Below are 24111 nucleotides of genomic sequence, written 5' to 3' on the forward strand. Positions count from 1 at the left end.
GACATCGGAGAAGCCGATCGTGCCGCTGTCGGTGAGGTCGCCCACAGGCGTCACCGGTTCGGTGACCGCCCCGGTGACGTCGGCCGTGTCGACGACCGGTGCATCGTTGGTGCCGGTGATGGTGACGGTGACATCCTGGGTCACGCTCCCCGCCACCGCGCTGTCGTCGCTCAGCGTCACCGTGTAGGTGATGACAAGCTGCTCGCCCGCCGCCAGGTAATCGAACTGGTCGGTGCCGGAATTGAAGCTCCACGCCACCGTGCCGGTGGTCGAGGCGCCGTCGATCAGCGCCGCGGCCAGGCCGGGCGTGACGGTGAACATGCCGAGCAGGGCTGCCGCGTCCGGCAAACCGGCGATGTCACCGCTCGCCGCCACGCCGATGCCCGACACGGAGACGGTGTCGCTGATGTCGACGTCGCGCACGTCGAATGCGCCCGACGTCTGCACCACGCCCTCGTCCTCGACAAGCGTTTCGGACACATCCGTCTGCGCAGTGATTTCCGGAGCGTCGTTGGTGCCGGTGACGACGATGGTGACGATGCCGATCGACTGCGTCGGCAGATTGCCGCCGGTCAGGTTGACGTCGAAGGACAGCGTCACCGTTTCGCCGGCGGCCAGGAAATCCACCGCGCTGTTGGGAACCGCATAGGTCCAGTTGATGGTGCTGTCGCCATTGGCCGCCGGGCCGGTCGCAATGCCGTCGGCATCCTCAAGCGAAAACCCTGCAAGCAGCGCATCGACCTGCCCGGGAGTGAGGACCAGGCCGCTGTCCAGCTGAGCCTCCACCAGCGTGCGCGTCGCCACCTCGGCGCCGATTGTCAGGCCGTAGAACGTGTCGTTGAAGCTGATCGAACCGGTGGCCGGAGCCGCATCCTCGTCGACGCCGCCGACCGTGTCCGCGCTCTCGACAAGGCCGCCCTCGAAGTCGCCGGCAATGAGGATGGCCTCGAAGTTGTCCACATCCGTGAAGCTTGCCGCACCCGTCTCCCCGAAGGACCCGGTGTCGTCACCGAGCAGCGCCAGCGTGGCCGGCCCCTCGCCACCGATACCGCCGCCTTCGCCGTCCTGGAATTGCGACCCCGACCCCGCCGGCGCCTGAGGGGCCACCGAATTGCTGCCCGCGGCGACGTCAAACCCGTTGGCATTCAGCGCCGCCACCAGCACATCACGCGGGATCTCCGTGTCGCCGACGACAAAGGTCGGAATGTCGAGCGCACCGCCGAGAATACGGATCTCTGAGCCGTCGGCCTGCACCAGGATCAGATCATCGCCATCGACCCTTATGTTCTCGAGCGACACATTTGCGGACAGCAGCACCCGGTTTTGCGCGTCCGGTTCGATTTCGAGACGGACCGGCTCGACCGGCGGAGTGTTCTCCACTGGTCCTTGTCCGGCCGGCGCAACGCGGCCGCCCATGACTGCCTGGGCTACAACGACAACTTCATCCTTATTGGCAAGAAATTCTCGGCTTGAGTTGAATTCCGACAGGTCCTGTTCTTCGGTCATCGCAATACTCCCAGTTGCGCTGTTTTTAGAACCTTGGATTTGCTTGTACAAATAGTTTGTCAACGCACAAGCATAGACTTCTATGCCGATAACCAACATTATTTCATATAGTTAATGACAGGACATACAATCCTATGCCGTCACGTCCCAGCTCGACCGGGACCGTCCGAAGGGCGCCGCCCGGAACTCGATAAAATTTGAATCAAACCCACGAAAAAATGTGATTGATGCGTTAGTATTGTTCCTTTTCAAGGGCTTAAATAGTTTCGTGCAATGTGCAGCCATAACAGGGGCGGCACATGAAGAGCAAAAAACATACTATTCTTGCGGCAATACTGCTCGTATATCTTGGGATGACTGCAAGCTCCCCTGCGAGGCCGCTGGCAGCAGTGGATCAGGCCCCGCAGTCGCTGCCGGTCTTCGACATGATGGTCGCCCTGCCCGTTGCCGGCTTCTGGACAGTCCGGGCCGGCACCGAACAGAGAGCGCCCTTGTCGGCGATGGCGGCCGTCTCGCCCTATTTCGACCTGGTCGCGCTTCTCGGACCCGGCAACGATGCGGGGCAGCCGGCAGATCCCGCCCGGCCGACATACGGCGCGGCAGCGCCGGCCGCAGCATTCTCGGCGTTTGCGCCCGGACGCAATGTGAACCTATTCGGCGCCAGGCCGATCCGGTTTGGCGCCATACCGACAGGCAAGCGACTGGCACTCGAGATCCGCCGCGCCGCAAGCCTCGACCGCGGCATGCTCTGCGGCAGCGGGCGCTGCCCGGCGGAAGTTCGCGAGTTTGCGGACAGGATTCCCCCCGCCGGGTCCGGTGTCGAGAGACTGGCGGCCGAAGTCAATCGTCAGGTCAACGCTCGCATCACCTATGCCGAGGACCGCAAGACCCATGCAATGACCGACCACTGGTCGCTGCCCGCCGAGACCATTGCCAGCGGCATGGGCGACTGCGAGGATTTCGCCGTGCTGAAGATGGGACTGATGGCCGAGCGCGGCATACCGATGGCGGACATGGCCGTCGTCGTGGTCAAGGATACGCGCCGCCGCCTCTATCACGCAGTGCTGGCCGTCAGTATGGATGGGGGCACGCTGATCCTCGACAACATGCGAGACGAGAACCGGCACGACACCGATCTTCCCGATTACGCACCGCTGTTTGCCGTGGGTGGATCGGGCAATTACATCTTTGGCTACACGCCGGCACAGAAGATCGAGATGGCGTCCACCGGCAATCTCGGCCAGGTGGCTCCCGGCGCCGGGTTCTGACCTCAGGGGGTGACATAGGCCAGGATCATGCCGGCGTCGTTGACCGACGCCAGCACCATGTTGAGCCTGCCGCGGGCCCGCCGCTCGCCAATGCCGATGGCAAAGCCTGCCACCACCGGCCGGCCGGGCTCTGCCTGCAGCCTGGAGAGAACCTCGCCGATCTGCACGTCCAGCGACAGCACCATGCTCCTGAGCACGTCGGCGTCAGCCACACCCGAAAAATGCTGCTGAATGAAACGGAAGAAGGCCTGATTGTAGCGCACGATGCGCTTGTCGTCTGTCAGCAGAAAGGCGGGCGCGGGGCTTGCCAGCACCAGCGCGAAGGCACGCTCGCGGCTGTTGACCCTCTCGAGATCGCGCAGCCGCGAGACCAGGTCATTGGCTACCGCCGAGCGGACCCGCGAACTGAACCCCGCCTCGGAAAGGACCTCGCCCTCGATCCGGTCGAAATAGGCGCCCACGGAGATTCCCTGTCGCCGCGTGATGTCCTCAATGGCGGACCAGAATATGTTCTCGAGCCGGATACCGCGCCGGGCGCCGCGGGAATTGACCGCGCGGAAATGCGGTGTGGCATAATTCGAGGTCATCTATCGGCCCTCCCGGCCAGGCGGAGATCACTCGGGCGCATGGGTGTCATCGCTCGGTCATCGCCTCGTATCTTGCCTTGTTGAAGGGCTTGACGAGATAGTCGAGGACGGTCTTGTCGCCAGTGATGATCTCGACGGTTGCGACCATGCCGGGTCGGATTGCGTGCACCTTGCCGTTCTTGCCGATCTTTGAATCACCCGTCTGCACCAGCACCTCATAGTAGGTCTCGCCGGTCTTGGCATCGACCAGGCTGTCGGCGGAGACGGTCGACACCTTGCCCTCGAGGCCGCCGAAGATGGAGAAGTCATAGGCCGAGATCTTGACCAGCGCGCGCTGGCCGGGCTGCACGAAGGCCACGTCCCTGGGCGAGATCCGGGCCTCCACCAGCAGCGTCTCGGTCACGGGAACCACCCCGGCAACCACCGCGCCCGGCTGCAGGAAGGCGCCGATGGTGTTGACGTCGAGCGTGTTGATGATGCCGTCGACCGGCGAGACCACGTCGGTGCGCCGCACCCGGTCGGAAGCGCCGCTGATGGTGGCCTGCAGAACCCCGAGTTCGGCCAGCGTCTGGCTGAGTTCGCGCCGCGCCTCGACCCTGAACTGCAGCTTGAGCTCCTCGATCTGCAGCTGCGCCTCCTTGAGCTGCGATTCCAGCCGGAACAGGCTCTGCGCGATGGCGTCGCGCTGGCCCTGCTGCTGCACCATCTCGCGGTCGAGCCTGAGCAGGTTGATCTCCGGATGGATGCCGCGCTTGACCAGCGGCGCGATCTGGTCGCGCTCGGCCTGCATGGCGGCGATCAGCCGGTCGAGATTGGCTATGCTGGTGCGCGCCTCGTCGATCTCCTGCCGGCGCTGGTCGCGCCGCGCCTCCAGAACCGAGGCCTTGTTGGTGAAGCCGTCGCGGCGCGCGGCCAGCAGCAGCGCCTCGTTGCGGCAGATGTCCGAGGAGATCGCCCGCGCCTCCTCGGGGCAGGCGAATTCCTTGCCGAAGAGATCGTCGATCTCGATCTCCAGCCGCGCGATCGTCGCCCGCGCCGCATCCGACTTCGTCTGGGATTCCCCCAGCGACGATTTGGTGCTGGTGTCGTCGAGCCGGACCAGCAGCTGCCCCTTTCTCACCGTCTCGCCGAGCTTGACGGCAATCTCCTGCACCACGCCGGGCTCGCTCGCCTGCACGATCTGGGTCTTCGACAGCGGGATCACCTTGCCGTCGCCGCGCGCGATCTCCTCGACATGGGCAAAGGCCGACCAGCCCAGAAACAGCGTCAGCGTCAGCACGCAGCCGAACAGGATCGCCTGGGCCGCAAGCGGCGGATGGTCGGCGGAATCCGACCTCATGCCACGGCCTTCTGCTGCAGCGCCTGGATGACACGGTCCCGCGGGCCGTCGGCGATGACGCGGCCGTTGTCGATGACGATCAGCCGCTCGACCAGTTCCAGCATCGAGTGCCGGTGCGTCGAGATGATCACCGTCGTCTCCCGGTCGAAGACGTCGCGCAGGCTCTGGATCAGCTGCCGCTCGCTGGCCAGATCCATCGCCCCCGAGGGCTCGTCCAGGAACACGATCTTCGGCTTGCACAACAGCAGCCGGGCAATGGCCACCGACTGCTTCTGACCGCTCGACAGGTTGCAGCCGTTCTCGCCCACCGGCATGTCGAAGCCGCGCGGATGCCGGGTGACGAAGCGGTCGATGCCGGTCAGCCGAGACACCGCGATCAGATCCTCGTCGCTGGCCCGCGGCGCCGCCATCAGCAGGTTGTCCTTGAGCGAGCCCGAGAACAGGTCGCTCGACTGCCCGGCAAAGGCCACCGCGGCACGCACCTCGGCGGGATGGAACTGGCTCACATCCACGCCCTCGAACAGGATCTTGCCCTCGGCGGCGACATAGAGCCGCGACAGCAGCCGACCCAGCGTCGTCTTGCCCGAGCCGATGCGGCCGATGATCCCAACCCGCTCGCCAGCCCGGATCGAGAAGCTCACCCCGTCGAGCGCGTTCTGGTCCGAGTTCGGATAGCGGAACACCACCTGCTCGAAGCGCACATCGCCGCTGGCGATCGTCCGGTTGACGAAGCCGGTCGCCGTCGGCGTGTCCTCGGGCTGGTCCATGATCCTGTCGAGGATCTTCAGCGACAGCATCGCCTGGCGCATCCGCGCCAGCGTCATCGCCAGCTGCCCAAGCGGCGCCACCGCCCTGCCCGACAGCGTCACCGAGGCGATGATGGCCCCCGTGGTCACCAGCCCCTGGTCGAACAGATAGGCGCCGAAGACGATGATCGCCACCGTCACCACCTGCTGCACCAGCTGCGTGGCGTTGGACGCCATCGAGGAGACCGACTTGATGCGCTCGGACGTGTTGGACGAGTTGATGCACAGCTCGCGCCAGCGCTTGAGCATCGCCCCCTCGGCGCGCAGGCTCTTGATGGTCTCCCCGGTGGCGATCGTCTCCACCAGCAGCGCCTGGCGCAGCGCCGATTCATTGGCGGCCGCGGCCACCCGACGCGAGATCATCTGCTGCGCGATCAGGCCGATGGCGATGACGATGATCACCGCCGCCAGCGGCACCAGAGAAAGCCAGCCGGCAATGGCGAAGATGGCGAGCACGAAGACGAAGATGAACGCCGTGTCGATCAGCGTCGCAATCGTGCTCGAGGTGAAGAACTCGCGCACGAACTCGTACTGCGTCACCCGGCTGGCATATTCCCCCGTCGACATCGCCCGCGCCGACAGCGACGTGCTCATCACCTTCTCGAAGATCTTCATCGCCAGCTTCAGGTCGATCTTGCGCCCGGTGTAGTCGATCAGCGCCGCCCGTGCCGTCTTGAGCAGGAAGTCCATCACGAAGGCGATCATCACCCCGGTGGCGAGAACCCACAGCGTCGAGATGGCGGCGTTGGGCAGAACCCGGTCATAGACATTCATCACGAACAGCGGCGAGGCCAGCGCCAGCAGGTTGATGAACAGCGCGCCCAGACCAAGCTTGACATAGGAGCGCCAGAACGGCCTGACCGCGCTCGACAGCCAGTGCGGCGTCTCGATCCGGCCCGAACTGGCAAGGCCGATGTCGGCGGCATCGTTGAGATAGATCTTCTCGAACGACCAGAACGCCGCATGCTCCCGATCGCCGATCAGGCCGGGATCGAAAACCGCCCGGCCGCCGGCCTGCCCGGCATCGATGCAGACGAGTTCGCCCGCCTCCGTCTCGTCGACGATGACCGCATACCCGCCGCCGCCCAGATGCAGGATCCCAGGAAGCTGGACATTGCCCCTGACCAGGTCGCGGGCGCGGCCTTCGACCACGTGCAGCCCGTGCCGCCGCGCCAGCGTCTCCAGAACCTCGATGCCGGGCTCGACCAGGTCGTCGGGCGGCATCGAGGCAAACAGCACGCTGTCGGACCCGGACCGCTCGAAGGCGAGGCTGATCTGCCGGAACGCTTCACGGAAATTCATGGCGCCTTCCTGTGGGTGATCGCATGCCGGCCAGTCGCCACCGGCCCTCAGCGCCGGATGGTCGCCAGCAGGTCGAGAGGCCCGTCGGCAACCTGCCGCGAGGGAATCCGCGCATACACCGGCTCCGGCGCATCCGCAGGCGCCTTGAAGGCCTCGCGCGCATAGGGCTCGGCCTGTTCGACCGGATTGAGCTTGAGGGTCTCCACCAGCACTCCCATCGCCGCCAGCAGCTGGTAGTCCGCAAACCGCGAGGCGTACTGCGTCGTCTTGGCCAGCACGTCGGAGTTGAAGCGGGTGTTCTGGGCGCTCAGCACGTCGAGCAGCGAGCGGTCGCCGACCCGGAACTGGTCGCGATAGGCCGAGACCAGCGCCATGTTCGAGGCGGTCTGCTCGCGCAGCGTCGCCGCCTGCTCGGCCCGCTTGGTCTTGCGGTTCCACGCCGACAGGATGGACTCGGTCACTTCGCGATGGGCAAGCACCAGGTTCTGCCGCGCCTCCCCGGCGCGCCGGATCCGCTCCTGCTCGGCCGACTGGTCGCGGCCGCCGCGATAGAGATTCCACCGCGCCACGACCTTGGCCTCGAGATCAGAGGTCCGCCCCTCGGCGCCGTCGATGTCGCTGCCAACCCGGGCGCGCGCCTCGAAGGAGACCGTCGGCAGATAGGCCGCGCGCGCGCCGCGCACCATCGCGTCGGACGCATCCGCGTCGGCCCCGGCCGCCGCAATCCGCGGGCTCTTCGACCGCGCCTGCTCCACGGCCGCGTCGGCGCTGCGCGGCAGCGCCCGGCTCAGCGACGGCGGCTGGTCCGCCGAGCGCAGCGGCACCCCAACCAGCCGGGCAAAGCGGATCCGCGCCTCCTCCAGATCTTCCTCGGCTTCCTTGAGCCGAGCCCGCGCCGACAGCAGACGCTCGCGACCCTGGGTGCGGTCGGCGCTCGTCAGCGTGCCGCCGCTCACGCCGGCGGAAATGTCATCGACAATGCCCGAAAGCACACCGGCATTCTGCCGGGCGATCGCCACGATCTCGGCCTGCAGCAGGATCTCGAAATACTCCTGCGACACCGCAAGCGCGATCGCCTCGGAGCGCTCCAGAACCCGGAACGAGGCGCCGTCAACACGCGCCGCCTGCCGCTCCAGTTCCGAGCGCCGGGCCCCGCCGTCAAACAGCGTCTGACGCAGCGTCAGCCCGGCATCGCCGATGTCCAGAGACTCGTCGTCCGTCCCAAGCCGCCGACGCGCCGGCGTGTCCAGCAGACGACCCCCGGCCGAAGCCTCCAGATCAAGCGTCGGAAGATAAAGTCCGCGCGCCTGGCGAAGCTCGAACTCGACAGCCTCACGGTTCTCAGCCGCAGCCAGAACCTCCGGGTTCGACCCCAAGGCCTCCGAAACCGCTTCCTTCAACGACATGGCCAGCGAAGGTCCGGAAAAGCATGCCGACAACGCGGAGGACAAACACACGAGCACCACTGCCTTCTTGAGCATGCAAGCTCCCCACCAATTCGCACGCATCGCGCGCAACTACTGCACTGTCCCGAAATCGCACATTTGAACGCGACGATCAACTTCAACATCTCGCCGCTTTATGGAAAAAGTCAAATTTCTTAAGGCTTGTTACATGTTCGCATCAATCAAAAAAGAAAACTGGATCAAGAACGGGCAGTCCCCAAGGACGGTTTAAAAAAATAAATTATAATATACAACCAATTTCACTATACACCGACAGAAAATTGAGTCGAAAAAGGCTCACATAATATTTTATACATAAATCTATTTATACAAATTTAAATATGACGATATATTTAATTGATTTGCGGCAGCAGGGTATCCGGCGTGAATATTCACTCTAACTACGATGCGATTTGAATGTGAGGGGCGCTAAAACGAATGTATAGTGGTCATAAAATCATCTTGTTACTTGCGCCTCGACATGGGCTACCTCTCTAAAAATTACGTGCATTTCCCTATCCTTATGGAGCACACGTGCAGGAGGCGAGCGCTCCGGAGCAGCATTGCGCTATGTATGGCCGACATGGATCGCCCATTCCGGTCCCCCTGCCTTCGGCTTGATCAGCGCGGACCCTTGGCCGGAGCCAAACAGCACCCAAGTAAAGTCGGAAATCAACTATGGATTGAAGGCAAGAATTCCGGGCTGGTCAAATAATCATTGTCGGGCTTTTATTTGCCGGTGGTCTTGCGGCGGTACGGCGAATCCCGGCTTCGGCGACCGCACCTCGATAATCCCTGAGGGAGACCGTTGGCCGCTCGCGGGAGGGAATCTGCGCACGACGTGAGCCCCATCGTCGCGGGGGAGCGTTGCAAAGCTGGGCGGGGGCTGCAGTTTCCCCGCAAGCTGAAGCACCCTAACCCTTGTCCCTTTCCCAGTACCAGGCCACATAGCGCTTCTCGCGCGCGTGGCCGCGCTGCTTGAGGAAGCTGCGGATCGAGCGGATCTCTTCCTTCTCGCAGCCGACCCAGACATAGGTCTCGGGCCCCATGGCGACGACGGCTGCCTTGACTGCCGAGGCCAGAACCATGCCGGCATCGGCCGGATAGGCTTTCCGGTGCAGCCAACGCACCTCAAGCGTGCCTTTCGAGGGCAGCGGCTGCTCTTCGGCCTCGTCTTCCACCTCGATGATCGCCACCAGCCGGGTACCGGCCGGAATTTCGGCTGCGATGCGGGCAATGGCCGGCAGCGCCGATTCGTCGCCGGCAAGCAGCACATGGTCGGCCTGAGGCAGGTCGCCGCCGCCAGGCCCGATCAGCGCCACCCGATCGCCCGGCCGGGCGGTGCGGGCAAAGCCGGCACCCGGGGCATGCTCGCCCGGCGCGCCGTGCTGGACGAAGTCGACCCACAATTCGCCACGTTCCGCGTCGACGGCGCGTATGGTGTAGACGCGCACCAGCAGTTCGTCCTCGCCCTCCGGCCAGCCGGTGCGCCCGTCGGGCAGAATGCTCGGCCAGACCGGCGTCCTCTGTCGCGGCGGAACCAGCAGCCGCACATGCATCCCGCCTCCCACGAAAGGGGCAATGTCGGAACAGGCGAGCTTCACCCGGCGCATCCGCGGGGTGACATCCTCGGACGAGACCACCGTGCATTCGTGCAGGTTGGGCAGCGGCGCCGGCGCGGCGGGCTCAGACCATTGGAGTTCCATCGGCTCGTCCCCGGCGAAATAGAACAGGTGCTCGGCGATGCTGTTGCAGCTCATCTGCAGCGCTTCCTCGCTTGGGCAGCTGAGGTCGATGATGAGCTTTCCGTCGAGCGCGCGGATGCCGGCGACGCCGATCTCGCTCGTCAGCCGCGCGAAGTCTCCGTCCCGCTCGACGCGGGAATGCTCGATGAAATGCTCGCAGATCTCGTCGAGCATCGCGAGCGCGTCATGCGGCACCGCGATGCCGGACAGGGTGCGGGTGGCGGTTCCGGTCATGGCTGGTCCTCGTCTTTGAGCTGGAAAATCGACTCCGCGGATCCCCCGGCAGGCCGTCTTGCAGGGTCGCCGCGCGGCCTTGCATCTCCCGAGCCGCCGCCGGAAGGACGTCTCCGGCGCGGCACGATCAGCGGCGTGCCGGTCACCGGATCGGCGATGATGGCGCAGGCAAGCCCGAAGACGCGTTCGATCAACGCCTCGGACACGATCCTCTCGGGCCGCCCCTCCGCCACCACCGCGCCTTCGCGCATGGCGATGAGATGCGTGGCATAGCGGCAGGCATGGTTGAGATCGTGCAGCACGGCGACCACCGTGCGGCCCGCGGAATTGATGTCGGCCAGGAGATCCATGAGTTCGATCTGGTGGGCGATGTCGAGAAAGGTGGTCGGCTCGTCGAGCAGCAGGATGGGAGTCTGCTGCGCCAGCACCATGGCGATCCACACCCGCTGCCGCTGGCCACCCGAAAGTTCATCGACCGGACGATCGGCCAGGTCGGCGATGCCGGTGGACATCATCGCCGCCGCCACGGCGTCGCGATCGGCCGGCGACCATTGCCGGAACATCGACTGGTGCGGGTAGCGGCCGCGCGCCACCAGGTCGGCGACACTGATGCCGTCGGGTGCGATCGAGCTCTGCGGCAGCAGCCCCAACCGGCGAGCCACCTCTCTGGCAGGCAGCCTGCCGATGCTGCCGCCATCGAGGATCACGTCTCCCCGCGAGGGCGGCAGCAGCCGCGACAGCGCCCTGAGCAGGGTCGACTTGCCGCAGGCATTGGGCCCGACGATGATGGTGAAGGAGCCGTCCGGAATGCTCACCGAGAGATCGTGCGCGATGATCCGCTCGCCGTATCCCAGCGTCACAGCATCCGCGTGAAGACGGTCACGCGTCATTTGCGTGCCTCGCTGACAAGCAGCCAGATGAAATAGAGCCCGCCGACATTGAACGTCATCACGCCCACCGGCAGCTGGAAGCCGAAGGCATGCTGCGCCGCCCAGTCCGATGCGATCAGCAGCAAGCCACCCATCAGCGCCGAAGGGACGAGTGCCACCCCGGCCGAGCGCACGAGCCTGCGGGCGAGTTGCGGCGCGGCAAGCGCGATGAAGCCAATCGGCCCGGCGGCCGCAGTGACCAGAGCCACCAGCGCCACGCCGACCAGCGCCAGGCACACCCTGACCCGCTCGGGCGAAACCCCCGAGGCCATGGCGGCGTCGTCGCCGAGCTCAAGCTGGCGCAATGGCCGCGCCAGCATCAGCGCCGCCGGCATCAGCAGCGCCAGCGCGAGTGCCGCCGGCAGCAGCCGGTCGAGGCCAAGCCCGTTGAGCGAACCCGCCGCCCACATCGCCGCCGACATGGCGACCTGCAGCTCGGCCTTGCGGATCATCCACACATTGGCCGCCGACAGCATGGCAGCGATGCCGATCCCGACGACGATCAGCCGGAAGCCGTCGACGCCCTGCCGCCAGGTCAGCGCATAGACGGCGACGGCGGTGGCTATGCCGCCGCCGAGCGCGCCGACCGCCGTCTCATAGTAACCGCCTGAAAAGATCAGCATCACCACCAGCGCGCCCGTATGGGCGCCGGCCGAAAAGCCGATGATGTCGGGAGAACCGAGCGGATTGCGCGTGAGCGATTGGAAGATCGCGCCGCTGACGCCGAGCGCGGCGCCGAGCAGCAGCGCCAGCAGTGCCCGCGGAAGGCGCCATTCCAGAACAATCATGCCCGCCATCCCGTCGCCGCGCCCCGAGAGCGCCCGCGCCACCTCCGAGAACGGCAGGCCGTAGTCGCCGGAGACCAGCGACATCAGCATGAGCACCAGACTTGCAGTGCCCATGCCCATGCAGGCAATCAGCGTGCGGCGGCTGAGCCGCATCGAGATCCGGCCGCCGGTCAGCCAGCCGAGCGGACGGATGACGAGGACGCCACGGGCAAGATCCGGCGGCGCGCTCACAGCCGGCTCACCTTGCTGCGGCGCACCAGCAGGATCAGCACCGGCGCGCCGACAAAGGCGGTGACGATCCCCGCCTCCAGTTCGCCCGGCCTGAGCAGGAAGCGGCCGAGAATGTCGGCTGAGATCAGCAGGATGGGCGCGAAGACCATGGTGCCGGCGACGACCAGCCGCTGGTCCGGGCCGAAAAGCCAGCGCACCACATGCGGCGCCATCAGTCCGACGAAGCCGATCGGGCCGACCGCCGCCGTCGCGGCGCCGGCCAGCAGCGTGACCGAAACCGCCGCCATCAGCCGGCTGCCGGCGATCCGGGTTCCGAGCGCGCGTGCCTGGTCTTCCCCGAGGGCAATCGCGTTCATTGAGGGCGAGACCAGCAGCGCCAGCATCAGTCCCGCGACGATGAAGGGCGCGACCGCGTAGACGACGCCCGTGTCGCGCCCGGCCAGCGAGCCGATCATCCAGACGCGCAGGCTGTCGAACGCCATCGGATTGAGCAGGGTGACCGCCTGCCCGAATCCGCCGAGAACGGCAGTGATGGCCACACCGGCCAGCAGCAGACGCAGCGGCGTGGCGCCGTCTCGCCCGACCGAGCCCAGCGCATGGACCATCAGCGTCGCCGCGATGGCGCCCAGAAAGGCGAAGCCGAGCTGTGCGCCCATCGCCTGGACGCCAAACACGCCAGCGGCGACGGTGACGAAGAAGGCGGCGCCGGCGTTGACGCCGAGCAGCCCCGGATCGGCGAGCGGATTGCGCGTTGTCGCCTGCATCAGTGCACCCGAAACGCCAAAGGCCGCCCCGCACATCAGACCCAGCAGGGTGCGCGGCAGCCGGTAGTCGGCAATGGCGATATGGTCGGCATTGCCGCCGTCGTAGGCAAACAGCGCCGCGGCCACGGTTGAAATGGAGACCGTCCGCGCGCCTGCGATCAGGCTGGCGATGCAGACGAGCAGCAGCACGGCGCAGCCGGATGCCATCAGAAGGACACGGCGCCGGGTCTGTGGGCCCGCGTTCTCGGTCGCCCTGGCCTGGGGCATCGTCACGGCGCTAGGCCCGCCTTGACCGCTGACGGCACGGCTGTGGCCGGATCGCCGTCGACAGCTGCCGCAATGTCTGCCTCCAGTTCCGAAGCGGCGAACGGCAGCGACAGAATCGTCCCGAACGAGATCGCCGCCGCCAGCAGCCCGCCGGCGAACACCTCGCGACCTTCGGCATGCGCCTTGAGCGCGCGCCGCATCGGCAGCTGTGCGAGATCGGCGGCCGTCTCTGTGGAGGAAACCCAGAATATGAGGTCGGCCTCCAGCGCCGAAAGGTCCTCGGGCGACAGCTTCTGGTAGAAGGCGCCGGTCTTGTCGAGGTGGCGCGCAGCAGGAACCGGCTCGAAGCCGAGTTGGGCGAGAAAATGACCGCGCGTGTCGGAGGGGGCGAAGATGCCGGTCTCGCCACCATAGTGATAGGCGGCGACGCCCGTCCTGCCGCTCCAGCCGGGATGGCGCGCGCGCATGGCGGCGAGAATTGCCGCCGCCTCCCTAATCTTTTCGTCGGCTGCCGCCTCCCGGCCGACGGCGCGGCCAATGAGACCGGTCATCGCATCCCACGGCATGCCGTAAGCCGGAAATTCCGGCGGTTGCATCAGCACCGGTGCAATGCGCGACAACGATGCGTATTCCGCCTCATTGATGCCCGAGCCGATGCCGACGATGAGGTCCGGCCTGAGCACCGCGACCGCCTCGAGGCTGACATTGCCCCTGATCACCGCGGGATCGGCGCCCTTAAGGTGGGCCTGCGCCCACGGCCACACGCCGTGCGGCTGATCCCCGAACCACTCGCGGATCCCGACAGGAACGATGTCGAGCGCCAGCAGCGGGTCCTGCGTCGTGTAGCCGATCGAGACGACGCGCCGCGGCGGCTCCGGCAGCACCGTGGTGCCGAAGGCATGTGGAAAGCTCAGCGCCCCGCCAGCCGCGGATGCGCGGGTGGCGGAGAGCAGCGCCGGTGCAAACAGCGTCGCCGCCATGCCGCCCAGCACCTGGCGTCGGCTGCAGGGAAAAGCGCCCATCGGTGTAGCTCCTTCAGTCATGCTCGGGCTGGCGGCCGCGCCGTCCGGGACAGACCCCGTCCGGAAGGCGCACCCCCTCACCAGGTGTAGCGCAGCGTCGCCTTCACCGCGCGGCGGTCGCCGTAATAGGCGGTGTTGGAATAGGTATCGACGGAGCTCACATATTCCTTGTCGAACAGGTTGGTCGCATTGACCGCCAGCGCGACGTTCTCGCTGACCTGGTAGTTGAGCGCCGCATCGAAGACGATGCGCGACGGCAGCTCGATGGTGTTGGCGTAGTCGGCGAAGACCTCGCCCACGAACCGAGCACCGAGCCCGAGCGTGACGTCGCCGAAACGGCCATTCCCCGGGATGGTGTAGTCACCCCACAGCGAGGCCATGTGGGCGGGGACGAGCTGCGGCCGCTTTCCGACATTGACCGGCGTGGTGTCGTCCTTGATCTCGGCATCCCAGTAGGAATAGGCGGCCGTCAGATTGATCCGGTTGGTCATGGCGACCTTGCCCTCGAGTTCGAGGCCGCGGACATTGATTTCGCCGATCTGGTACTGGGCGGAATAATCCGGCGTGTATTGGGCGACATTGGTCTGGGTGAGGTCGAACAGCGCCACGCTGAACAGCGCGTCCATGCCGGCGGGCTGGTATTTCGCCCCCACTTCGTACTGGGTGCCCTTCTGCGGCTTCGCCTCGCCGACGAGCAGGCTGCGGTTGGCGTCCATCGGCTGGAAGGATTCGGCGTAATTGGCAAACAGCGAGACCTCATCGGTCGCCTTGTAGGTCAGGCCGGCGCGCGAGGTGAACGCAGCGTCGGTGGCGGCATTGTCGCCATAGGTGCCTTCCGATACCGTGTCGACATGGTCGTAGCGCCCGCCGAGCGTCAGGATCCACTGGTCGTTGAGCGTGAGTTGCTCCTGCAGATAGGCACTCGCCGTCTTCTGCGTGCTGTCGGTGACGGCCGCCGGATAGAAGGTGATCGCGTCCCTGCCGACATAGACCGGATTGTTGATGTCGATTCCATCAAGATATCCGTCGAGCCGCACTTCCCGCACATCTTCATGATCGTAGCTGACGCCGAGCAGCATGGTCGAATCGAAGGCGCCGAAGCTCGCGTCGTACTGCAGCTGGTTGTCGATCCCGAAGCGGTCCGCGGTGCCGTCGATGCCGAGCGCACTGCGTCCGGCCTCCACTCCGCTGCCACCGGCATAGACGCCCTCGTAGAGCAGCTCGAGATGGGTGTAGCGGGCGTTCTGGCGGAATTCCAGGCCGTTGCCGAAATCGTGGCGGAACTCGTAGCCGATATTCCACTCCTCGGTGTCCATGTTGTCGTAGTCGGGCTCGGCCAGATAGGTTTCCGAATCGATGCCGCTGCCGTAGGGAATGCCGTGCGAGGTCGAGCCGTTGCGCTTGTTGTAGCTGCTCAGGATGGTGAAGTCGGTGTCGGCCGACGGGCTGAAGGTCAGCGCCGGAGCGATGTAGATGCGATCGTCCTGGCTGAAGTCGATGCCCTGCCTGGCGTCCTGCCACTTGCCGGTCAGGCGGTAGCTCCAGAGGCCTTCGGCGTCGATCGGACCGCCGATATCGGCACCGGTCTCGAGATGATCCTCGCCGAATGTGGTGTAGATCTCGCCGAACTTGTAGTCCAGCGGCCGCTTGGAGACGGCGTTGACGATGCCGCCGGGCTGCGACAGGCCGAACAAGGTGGAGTTGGCGCCCTTGAGCACCTCCAGGCGCTGCAGGCCGTAGGGCTCCATGCGGCTGCCCGTGAAGTTGCTCACACGGAGCGGCAGGCCGTCGCGGAAAGTGCTGAGGCCGGTGCTGTAGAATCCGCGGATCATGTAGTGGTCGTAGCGGTTGTCGGAGCCGTAGACATCGGTGACCACGCCGGGCGTGTAGGACAGCGCCTCGTCGAGCGTGGTGACGCCGCGCTCTTCAAGCTCCTTTTCGGTGACCACCGAGACCGAGGCCGGCGTGTCGACGAGCGGCGTGCTGGTCTTGCTCGCCGTGCGCGAGGTCTTGGCCACGATGGTGGCGTCGGGACCGACAGGCGTCTCGTCGCCGCCCGAAACGGTGATAGTTTCAAGCGTGGTCGTCTCGGTCGATTGCGCCAGGACGGCGGTTCCGGCGAGCAGCGAGGAACTGGACAACAGCGCCACCATCAGCCGGTTTTTCAACCCCTGCCCCGCGGTTGCATGCTGGCTCGAAGCGGGTTGGATTCTGGTGGGTCGAGGCGCCATGCTGCGCGGCCTTTCGTCAATCACCGCACAAATAAGCGGTTGAGATTTCGATGCTATCCTGGCGGTGGGCGAACCGCGACAGAAAGATGACTAATTTTGTCATGTATCTACCCGAGCTTCGATGCGAGTCAATTCCCCCTTGTGCATTTCCCTGATTGAAATCGGCCTGTTGCCGCAATGCCACGGTGCCATACAGGCCCGCGAGCCGACCGGAGTCACGGTTGCGCGGGGACCCGGAAGCGCAGTGAGGCAATCGGGCGGTCAATCAGCGCACGCAGCGATGATGCGGCGAAAGGAATGGATGGAGATCTTCAGGACCGCAGCCGCAGCTGCGTGCGGCACCCCTCGGAAACCGCGCGGCAGTGCCGTCAGGGGGCAGATACGGCAGGATCACCGGCCGCCGCATGCGGTCGGGGGCCGGGCGGCGCCGCCGACACCGCCCGCCTCCCGGCAGAGAGTGCCGGGAGGCGCGGCAATCCCATCATGCGCTCAGGAAGCCACGCAGTCGGCGAAATAGGCTATTACGCCGTCGCTCCCGGCTTCCTGCACCAGTCCGTGGATATCGGTCTCGAAGCCGGGGCATTCGCGAGCAAATTCGCGGTTGAACCTCAGATACTCGACAATCTTTCGATTGAACACCTCTCCCGGAATCAGCAGCGGGATGCCCGGCGGATAGGGCGTCACCAGGCTGGTGGTGATGCGGCCCTCGAGCTCGTCGATCGGCACCCGCTGGGTGGTGCGCTGCGCGATATGAGCGAAGGCATCGCTGGGCTTCATCGCCGGCGTATGATCGCTCAGATACATGTCGGTGGACAGGATCGCCACGTCATATTTGGCGTAGAGCGAATGCACATGCTGGCACAGGTCGCGCAGGCCCATCTTCTCGTAGCGCGGCTGCTTGGCGCAGAACTCCGGCATGATGCGCCACATCGGCTGGTTCTGGTCATAATCGTCCTTGAACTGCTGCAATTCGGTCAGCAGCGAGTTCCAGCGGCCCTTGGTGATGCCGATGGTGAACATGATGAAGAAGCTGTAGAGCCCGGTCTTTTCCACCACCACGCCGTGCTCGGCCAGATACTTGGTCACGATCGAGGCGGGGATGCCGGTCTGCTCGAAGCGCCCGTCAAGATTGAGCCCCGGCGTGATCAGCGTCGCCTTGATCGGGTCGAGCATGTTGAAGCCGGGCGCCATGTCGCCGAAGCCGTGCCAGGAATCCTCGCCGTCGGACGGCTGCACGCCATCGGCATCGGTGCGCTTGAGCACCCAGTCCTTGGTACGGCCGATCCCCTCCTCTTCCAGCTCCTCAGGTCCCCAGACCTGGAACCACCAGTCTCCGTCGCCGAACTCCTCGTCGACCTTGCGCATGGCCCGCCGGAAATCGAGCGCCTCGGCAATGCTCTCCTCGACCAGCGCGGTGCCGCCGGGCGGCTCCATCATCGCGGCCGCGACATCGCAGCTGGCGATGATGGAGTATTGCGGGCTGGTCGACGTGTGCATCAGGTAGGCTTCGTTGAAGAGATGGCGATCGAGCTTGGTGTCCTGGCTGTCCTGCACCAGCACATGGCTCGCCTGGCTGATGCCGGCCAGCAGCTTGTGGATGGACTGTGTGGCGTAGGTCACCGAGTGCATCGGCCGGGCGCGCTTGCGACCCATCGAGTGGAAACTGCCGTAGAACGGATGGAAGGCGGCGTGCGGCAGCCAGGCCTCGTCGAAATGCAGATTGGCGATGTAGCCGTCGAGCAGCGTCTTGATCGTTTCGGTGTTGTAGAGAACGCCGTCATAGGTGGACTGGGTCAGCGTCATGATCCTGGGCTTGACCGTTTCGGCATCGACGCCCTGCAGCAGCGGATTGGCGCGGATCTTCGCCTTGATCGAGTCGATCTCGAATTCGCTCTGCGGGATCGGACCGATGATGCCGTAGTGGTTGCGAGTCGGCTTGAGAAAGACCGGAATCGAGCCAGTCATGATGATCGAGTGCAGGATCGACTTGTGGCAGTTGCGATCCACCACCACCACGTCGCCGGGCGCCACGGTGTGGTGCCAGACCATCTTGTTGGATGTCGAGGTGCCGTTGGTGACGAAGAAGCAGTGGTCGGCATTGAAGATCCGCGCCGCATTGCGCTCCGAGGCGCCGATGGCGCCATTGTGGTCGAGCAGCTGGCCGAGTTCCTCCACCGCATTGCAGACATCGGCGCGCAGCATGTTCTCGCCGTAGAACTGGTGATACATCTGCCCGACGGGGCTCTTCAGGAACGCCACGCCCCCCGAATGGCCGGGGCAATGCCAGGAATAGGACCCGTCTTCGGCGTAGTTGAGAAGCGCCTTGAAGAACGGCGGCTTGATGCCCTCAAGATAGCTTTTGGCCTCGCGGATGATGTGCCGCGCCACGAATTCCGGCGTGTCCTCGAACATGTGGATGAAGCCGTGCAGTTCGCGCAGGATGTCGTTGGGCAGGTGCCGGCTGGTCTTGGTCTCGCCGTAGATATAGATCGGCACGTCGGCGTTCTTCCAGCGCACCTCCTCGATGAAATTGCGCAGATTGAGGACCGCCGGATCGAGATCGGGGCCGGGGCTGAATTCCTCGTCGTCGATCGACAGCACAAAGGCGCTGGCCCGGGACTGCTGCTGAGCATATTGTGAAAGATCGCCGTAGCCCGTCACCCCTAGCACTTCGAAGCCCTCGCTTTCGATGGCCTGCGCCATGGCGCGGATGCCCAGCCCCGAAGAATTTTCGGAGCGGAAGTCTTCATCGATGATGACGATGGGAAAGCGAAACTTCATGACAATTTCCAGTCGGAAACGGGAGATGGAGAACGGGGGTCTAGGCTCAATCAATAGCCGCATATTTGCGACGGTCTCATGACCGCGGCGCGGCGTGTCTCACTATCACGGCGTGGCTGTCGCCGCCAATGCCCAGTCGGGTGATCGCCGGCGAGGATCCGGCGCGCGTCCCCGGGGCCGCTGCGGCCGGCCCGGTCAGGGCTTGACGTAGCTGTAGCCCTGCTCCTGCAGCTCCATCAGCCGGACAACGCCCGACGGGACCATGGATGTTTCGGCAATCAGCGCGATCTTCGTGCCGGCCTTCTTTTCCATGGCCGCCAGTGTGTTGCCGCAGGCGGAGAAGACGAGACTCGGGTGCTCGAGCGACAACGCCGAAATCCGGTCCCGGACCGGGCTGTCGGCGGTGTACATCTTCAGGCCCGGACCGTAGGCGACGACTTCTATGGTCACCGAATCGCCCTTTTCTGCGTAATAGGCCTCGACGTTCTCAAGGTTGTTGAGCGCGAGATTCATGGCCGCCGGATCGCTCTGATCGACATGGACGGCGAGCTTGTGGTCGGCGGCCGACGCCTGCACCAGGGAGGCATACAGGCCGATGGCCGCGGCCAGCATCACCTTGACAAACAGCTTCATGTATCTCTCCCAAAGAGGTGATGTGAATGGTTTTCCGGCTCTTTCGCCGATCAGCGAGAGGCAGGGCCGCCAGACATGTGCGGCGGCCCTGCCCTGGATGATCAGACCAGATCGGCAGGCAGCACCGCATCGGGAATGTTCTGGTAGCTCACCGGTCGCAGGAAGCGCCGGATCGACAGCGTGCCGACAGAAGTGGCGCCGAAATTGGTCGAGGCGGGATAAGGTCCGCCATGCACCATCGCCTCGGAGACCTCGACGCCCGTCGGGTAGCCGTTGGCAAGCACCCTGCCCGCCTTGCGCTCCAGGATCGGCATCAGGCCTCGGGCGAGTTCGACATCGCCGTCATCGAGATGCAGCGTGCAGGTGAGCTGGCCCTGCAGGCTTCTGGCCACCGTCAGCATTTCCTCGGCGTCGCCGACCTTGACCACCAGGCCGAGTGGGCCAAACACCTCTTCGCCGAGGTAATGGTTGCCGAGCCATTCCTTGCCTGTGGTGACGAACAGATAGGGCGTGGCGTTGCGCAGGTCGCAGGTCGATGTCAGCAATTCCTGCACGCCGGCGGATGCCGCGATGCGGTCGCGTCCGGCGCGGTAGGCCGACGCGATGCCGTCGGTCAGCATGGTCTGCACCGGGGTCGGCTCGAGCGCTGCCACCGATGCCGAGATGAACGCCTCCGCTTCGGGGCCGTCGATGACGACCGAAATCCCGGGATTGGTGCAGAACTGGCCCGCGCCCATGGTCAGCGATCCGGCCCAGCCCTTGGCGATCGCCTCGCCGCGCGCCTTGATCGCCTCCGGCAGCAGGAACATCGGATTGACCGAGCCCAGTTCGCCGAAGAACGGAATCGGCTCCGGGCGCTGCGCGCACAGGTCGTAGAGCGCGCGACCGCCCGCCAGCGAGCCGGTGAAGCCGACCGCCTTGATCAGCGGATGCTGCACCAGGCTGGAGCCGACATCGCGCTTGCCGCCCTGGATGAGCGAGAAGATGCCCGGATCCATGTCGAGCGCCTTGAGCGCGGCGTCGATCGCCTGGGCGATGATCTCGCCGGTGCCGGGATGGGCCGAATGGCCCTTGACCACCACCGGGCAGCCGGCTGCGAGTGCTGCCGCCGTGTCGCCGCCGGCAGTGGAGAAGGCGAGTGGAAAGTTGGAGGCGCCGAAGACGGCCACCGGGCCGATCGGCCGCTGCATCATCTTGATGTCGGGACGCGGCGGGGTCCGGTCGGGAAGCGCCACGTCGTGGCGGCGATCGAGATAGTCACCCTTCTCGATATGGCTGGCAAACAGCCTGAGCTGGCCCGTGGTGCGGCCGCGCTCGCCGTTGAGCCGAGCCTCCGGCAGACCTGTTTCCTGGGTGCCGATCTCGGTGATCTCGGCTGCGCGCGCCTCGATCTCGTCCGCGATGCGGTTGAGCAGCGCCGCGCGCTGGGCGCGAGTCGAATAGCCGAAACCGTAGAAAGCCGCTTCGGCAGCCTTTGCCGCCTGGTCCACCAGCGCCACGGTGCCGACGGAAAATTCATGCGCCGGGCCATGCGCCGGCTCGGACATGAATGTCGCCTCGCCGCCGATCCATTTGCCGGCGATCAGGTGCTTTCCGGTGGGTTTGAAGCTCATGGTCGATGTCCTTGTATGATACGGATGGTATGGGACTGGCGGTCGTCGCCAGAATGAATGACAGGGTGTCGGCAAGCCCCGCGGCCTGCCCCTTCCAGCCCTGGCGGGGTGCTGAATCGTGCGCCCCTCGGCCGCGGCCGGAGGCGCCGTGATGTCCTATATGGGGCCTTGCCGCCGCTTTTTTAGTGCCGGCGCCCGCGTTCCCGGGCCACCGGCGCCGCAATTCCTGCACCAGAACACGGGTGCAAGACAAGCACTTTTGCGCAATTGCCCGCCACCGCAAGCCGCATCCGCCGCGGTGATCCGCTGTTGCGCCGGGCGGACGTCTGCTATTGGATGCAGGTGCGTCGAAGCAGCATGGGTGAGGGATTCGGCGTCATCGGCATCAGCCCCGCCCGCCGCACTTGGAGGAATTGTGATGACCACCCTGTTTCCGGAATCCGGATTGTTGCTCGCCCGGGTCTGGAACCCGGATGCCCGGGGTCCATCGGTCGTCACGTTGCGCGACGGCGAAGTCATCGACATCACCAGCCGCGAGGCCCCGCTGGTGCGCGACATCTGCGAGATGGACGAACCGGCCGATTACGTCCGCCACGCCCATGGCCGCTCGCTCGGCGCGGTCGACAAGATCGCCGCGGCCAACAACCACGACGACGCGATCATCCATTTTCTCGCGCCCTGCGACCTGCAATCGATCAAGGCCTGCGGCGTCACCTTCGCCCGTTCGATGGCCGAACGCGTCATCGAGGAACAGGCCGCCGGGGATCCGCAGAAGGCCGATGCCATTCGCCGGCGCGTCACTGCCTCAATCGGCGACAGCCTGCGCAACATCGTTCCGGGTTCGCCCGAGGCCGCCAAGGTCAAGGCGGCGCTGATCGCCGAGGGCGTCTGGAGCCAGTATCTGGAGGTCGGCATCGGCCCGGACGCGGAAGTCTTCTCCAAGGCCCAGGTGCTGTCGTCCGTGGGCGCCGGCGCCGATGTCGGGCTGCACCCGATCTCGAAGTGGAACAACCCGGAGCCGGAGATCGTGCTCACCGTCTCGTCGAAAGGCCGTGTGGTCGGCGCGACGCTGGGCAACGACGTCAATCTGCGCGACGTCGAGGGCCGCTCGGCCCTGCTTCTGTCGAAGGCGAAGGACAACAACGCCTCGTGCTCGATCGGCCCGGCGATCCGGCTTTTTGACGAAAGCTATTCGCTCGATGACGTGCGCAAGGCAGAACTCGACCTGCGTGTCGTCGGCGAGGACGGCTATGTGCTGCACGGCCGGTCGTCCATGTCGGAAATCAGTCGCGACCCTCTCGACCTGGTAAGCCAGGCCATGGGCCGGCACCACCAGTACCCGGACGGCATCATGCTGTTTCTCGGCACGCTGTTTGCGCCCACCGAGGACCGCGACGTGCCCGGCGAAGGCTTTACCCACAAGCTCGGCGACAAGGTTTCGATTGCCAGCCATGATCTCGGCCGGCTGCAAAACACAGTGAGACTGTCGACCGAAATCGCTCCCTGGACCTTCGGCATCAGCCATCTGATGCGCAATCTCGCTGCCCGCGGCCTGCTTTAGTCCGTCGTCGGGCCGGCCGGCTCAGCCGCTCTTCCCCGCCAGCCGCGCCGCATAGGCGCGGCCCAGATCCGCCAGATAGGCATGGAAGGTGCGCGCCGCCGGCGACAGCTCGTCGTGGGCGCGCCGGACCAGCGCGAACGGCGACACCGCCAGGTCCGGCGCCACGGCAAGCGCGACAGTGCGGCCGTCAAAACCTCGGTCGCCGCCAAAGATCTCGGCCACCGCGCGCGCCATCGGCGCGATTGCGTTGGTCTCCATCACGGTGGCGAGCGTCAAGAGCACCGAGGCGGTGTTGAGCACCTTCTGCGGCAGCGGCAGTCCCTGGGCGATCAGATAGTCGTCGACGGTTCGGCGCAGCAGGCCGCCCTGCCCCTGCATCACCCAGTCGTAACCGACGCAATCAGACAAGGTGACATGGCTGGCATGGGCCAGCGGATGGTCCCGCCGCACCACCAGCACCATCGGTTCCTCGCCGATGACGCTGACCGAGAACAGCCGTCGGTCCGACTGGGCCGGAACCCGGCCGATGTAGAAATCCAGCCTGTTGGCGAGCAGGTCCTTGGCCAACACATCGCTGATGTCGACGTTGACGGTGGTCTCGACGCCGGGATTGGTCACCCGCATCCGCTTGATTGACGGCAGCACCAGTTCGATGGCCGCGCCCGAAACCGATCCGATCGTCACGCTGCCGGCCTGGCCCTCGCCCAGTTCCACCAGCTCGCGGCCGGCATCCCGAAGCCCCTGCACCATCGACTGCGCCCGTGCGGCCAGCCGCCTGCCCTGTTCGGTGAGTTCCACGCCACGCGGATTGCGCACATAGAGCTCGACGCCCGTGATCTTTTCGAGTTCCGCAGCCAGCCGCGAGGCGGCCGGCTGCGAGATGTTCATCGCCGCGGCAGCCGCCGAGATCTGGTTGGTCTCCGCCAGCTGCGCCATCAGCCTGAGATGGGCGAGCTTGACGCCGCGCTGCATCAGGTCGCCGCGCATCTGGGGAAATCTCGTGGTCATGGCGGTCTCCACCGTTTCGATTGCCATACCAATTCAGGTATATCCAACAGC

17 protein-coding genes are annotated in these 24111 nt (G+C 65.4%); 2 read left to right on the forward strand and 15 right to left on the reverse strand.

Annotated features, from left to right (window positions below):
• On the reverse strand, positions 1-1380 hold a 1380-nt coding region (locus tag DFR52_RS24420), incomplete at its 3' end, for a VCBS domain-containing protein (RefSeq protein WP_210205756.1).
• A 515-nt stretch (positions 1381-1895) separates the two neighbouring features.
• Between DFR52_RS24420 and DFR52_RS04080 the strand changes: the two genes are divergently transcribed.
• Positions 1896-2774, forward strand: a complete 879-nt coding sequence (locus tag DFR52_RS04080) for a transglutaminase-like cysteine peptidase (RefSeq protein WP_158284849.1) — start codon at positions 1896-1898, stop codon at positions 2772-2774.
• Between the two features lie 2 nt (positions 2775-2776).
• On the opposite strand, the gene DFR52_RS04085 is transcribed toward DFR52_RS04080, so the two are convergent.
• The 13 genes from DFR52_RS04085 to DFR52_RS04145 all read right to left on the reverse strand — a co-directional run bounded on the left by DFR52_RS04085 (position 2777) and on the right by DFR52_RS04145 (position 21491).
• Positions 2777-3361, reverse strand: a complete 585-nt coding sequence (locus DFR52_RS04085) for a ribbon-helix-helix domain-containing protein (protein ID WP_110030603.1) — start codon at positions 3359-3361, stop codon at positions 2777-2779.
• 46 nt (positions 3362-3407) lie between these two features.
• On the reverse strand, positions 3408-4700 hold the full coding sequence (locus DFR52_RS04090) for an HlyD family type I secretion periplasmic adaptor subunit (RefSeq protein WP_110030604.1): 1293 nt from the start codon (positions 4698-4700) through the stop codon (positions 3408-3410).
• Positions 4697-6808, reverse strand: a complete 2112-nt coding sequence (locus tag DFR52_RS04095) for a type I secretion system permease/ATPase (protein WP_110030605.1) — start codon at positions 6806-6808, stop codon at positions 4697-4699. Before DFR52_RS04095 ends, DFR52_RS04090 begins: the two co-directional genes overlap by 4 nt.
• A gap of 47 nt (positions 6809-6855) precedes the next feature.
• Positions 6856-8289, reverse strand: coding sequence for a TolC family outer membrane protein (locus DFR52_RS04100; RefSeq protein ID WP_245415180.1), 1434 nt, complete (start codon positions 8287-8289; stop codon positions 6856-6858).
• An 878-nt stretch (positions 8290-9167) separates the two neighbouring features.
• Complete coding sequence (locus DFR52_RS04105) at positions 9168-10232, reverse strand: DUF2218 domain-containing protein (RefSeq protein ID WP_110030606.1); 1065 nt, start codon at positions 10230-10232, stop codon at positions 9168-9170.
• Positions 10229-11122 carry an ABC transporter ATP-binding protein gene (locus tag DFR52_RS04110; RefSeq protein WP_110030607.1) on the reverse strand — a complete coding sequence of 298 codons (894 nt, stop codon included), beginning with the start codon at positions 11120-11122 and terminating at the stop codon, positions 10229-10231. The genes DFR52_RS04105 and DFR52_RS04110 overlap by 4 nt, the downstream gene beginning before the upstream one ends.
• A complete protein-coding gene (locus DFR52_RS04115; RefSeq protein ID WP_245415181.1) occupies positions 11119-12180 on the reverse strand; it encodes a FecCD family ABC transporter permease in 1062 nt (353 codons plus the stop codon). Before DFR52_RS04115 ends, DFR52_RS04110 begins: the two co-directional genes overlap by 4 nt.
• Entirely contained in the window at positions 12177-13211 is a 1035-nt protein-coding gene (locus tag DFR52_RS04120; RefSeq protein ID WP_110030608.1) for a FecCD family ABC transporter permease, read from the reverse strand. Before DFR52_RS04120 ends, DFR52_RS04115 begins: the two co-directional genes overlap by 4 nt.
• Before the next feature lie 2 nt (positions 13212-13213).
• Positions 13214-14233 carry an ABC transporter substrate-binding protein gene (locus DFR52_RS04125; RefSeq protein ID WP_110030609.1) on the reverse strand — a complete coding sequence of 340 codons (1020 nt, stop codon included), beginning with the start codon at positions 14231-14233 and terminating at the stop codon, positions 13214-13216.
• 77 nt (positions 14234-14310) lie between these two features.
• On the reverse strand, positions 14311-16401 hold the full coding sequence (locus DFR52_RS04130; protein ID WP_245415182.1) for a TonB-dependent siderophore receptor: 2091 nt from the start codon (positions 16399-16401) through the stop codon (positions 14311-14313).
• A gap of 552 nt (positions 16402-16953) precedes the next feature.
• Complete coding sequence (locus tag DFR52_RS04135; protein WP_110030610.1) at positions 16954-19245, reverse strand: arginine/lysine/ornithine decarboxylase; 2292 nt, start codon at positions 19243-19245, stop codon at positions 16954-16956.
• Between the two features lie 195 nt (positions 19246-19440).
• Entirely contained in the window at positions 19441-19878 is a 438-nt protein-coding gene (locus tag DFR52_RS04140; protein ID WP_110030611.1) for a DsrE family protein, read from the reverse strand.
• A 101-nt stretch (positions 19879-19979) separates the two neighbouring features.
• Positions 19980-21491, reverse strand: coding sequence for an aldehyde dehydrogenase (NADP(+)) (locus DFR52_RS04145; RefSeq protein WP_110030612.1), 1512 nt, complete (start codon positions 21489-21491; stop codon positions 19980-19982).
• A gap of 418 nt (positions 21492-21909) precedes the next feature.
• Between DFR52_RS04145 and DFR52_RS04150 the strand changes: the two genes are divergently transcribed.
• The gene (locus DFR52_RS04150) at positions 21910-23052 is read left to right on the forward strand and encodes a fumarylacetoacetate hydrolase family protein (RefSeq protein WP_110030613.1); all 1143 of its coding nucleotides are present in this window, start codon (positions 21910-21912) and stop codon (positions 23050-23052) included.
• A 21-nt stretch (positions 23053-23073) separates the two neighbouring features.
• Here DFR52_RS04150 and DFR52_RS04155 read toward each other — a convergent pair whose 3' ends face one another.
• Positions 23074-24060: a LysR family transcriptional regulator gene (locus tag DFR52_RS04155; RefSeq protein ID WP_158284850.1), complete on the reverse strand. Its 987-nt coding sequence runs from the start codon at positions 24058-24060 to the stop codon at positions 23074-23076.
• Between the last annotated feature and the right edge of the window lie 51 nt (positions 24061-24111).

Origin of the sequence: Hoeflea marina, assembly GCF_003182275.1 — a bacterium.
Lineage (GTDB): Bacteria > Pseudomonadota > Alphaproteobacteria > Rhizobiales > Rhizobiaceae > Hoeflea > Hoeflea marina.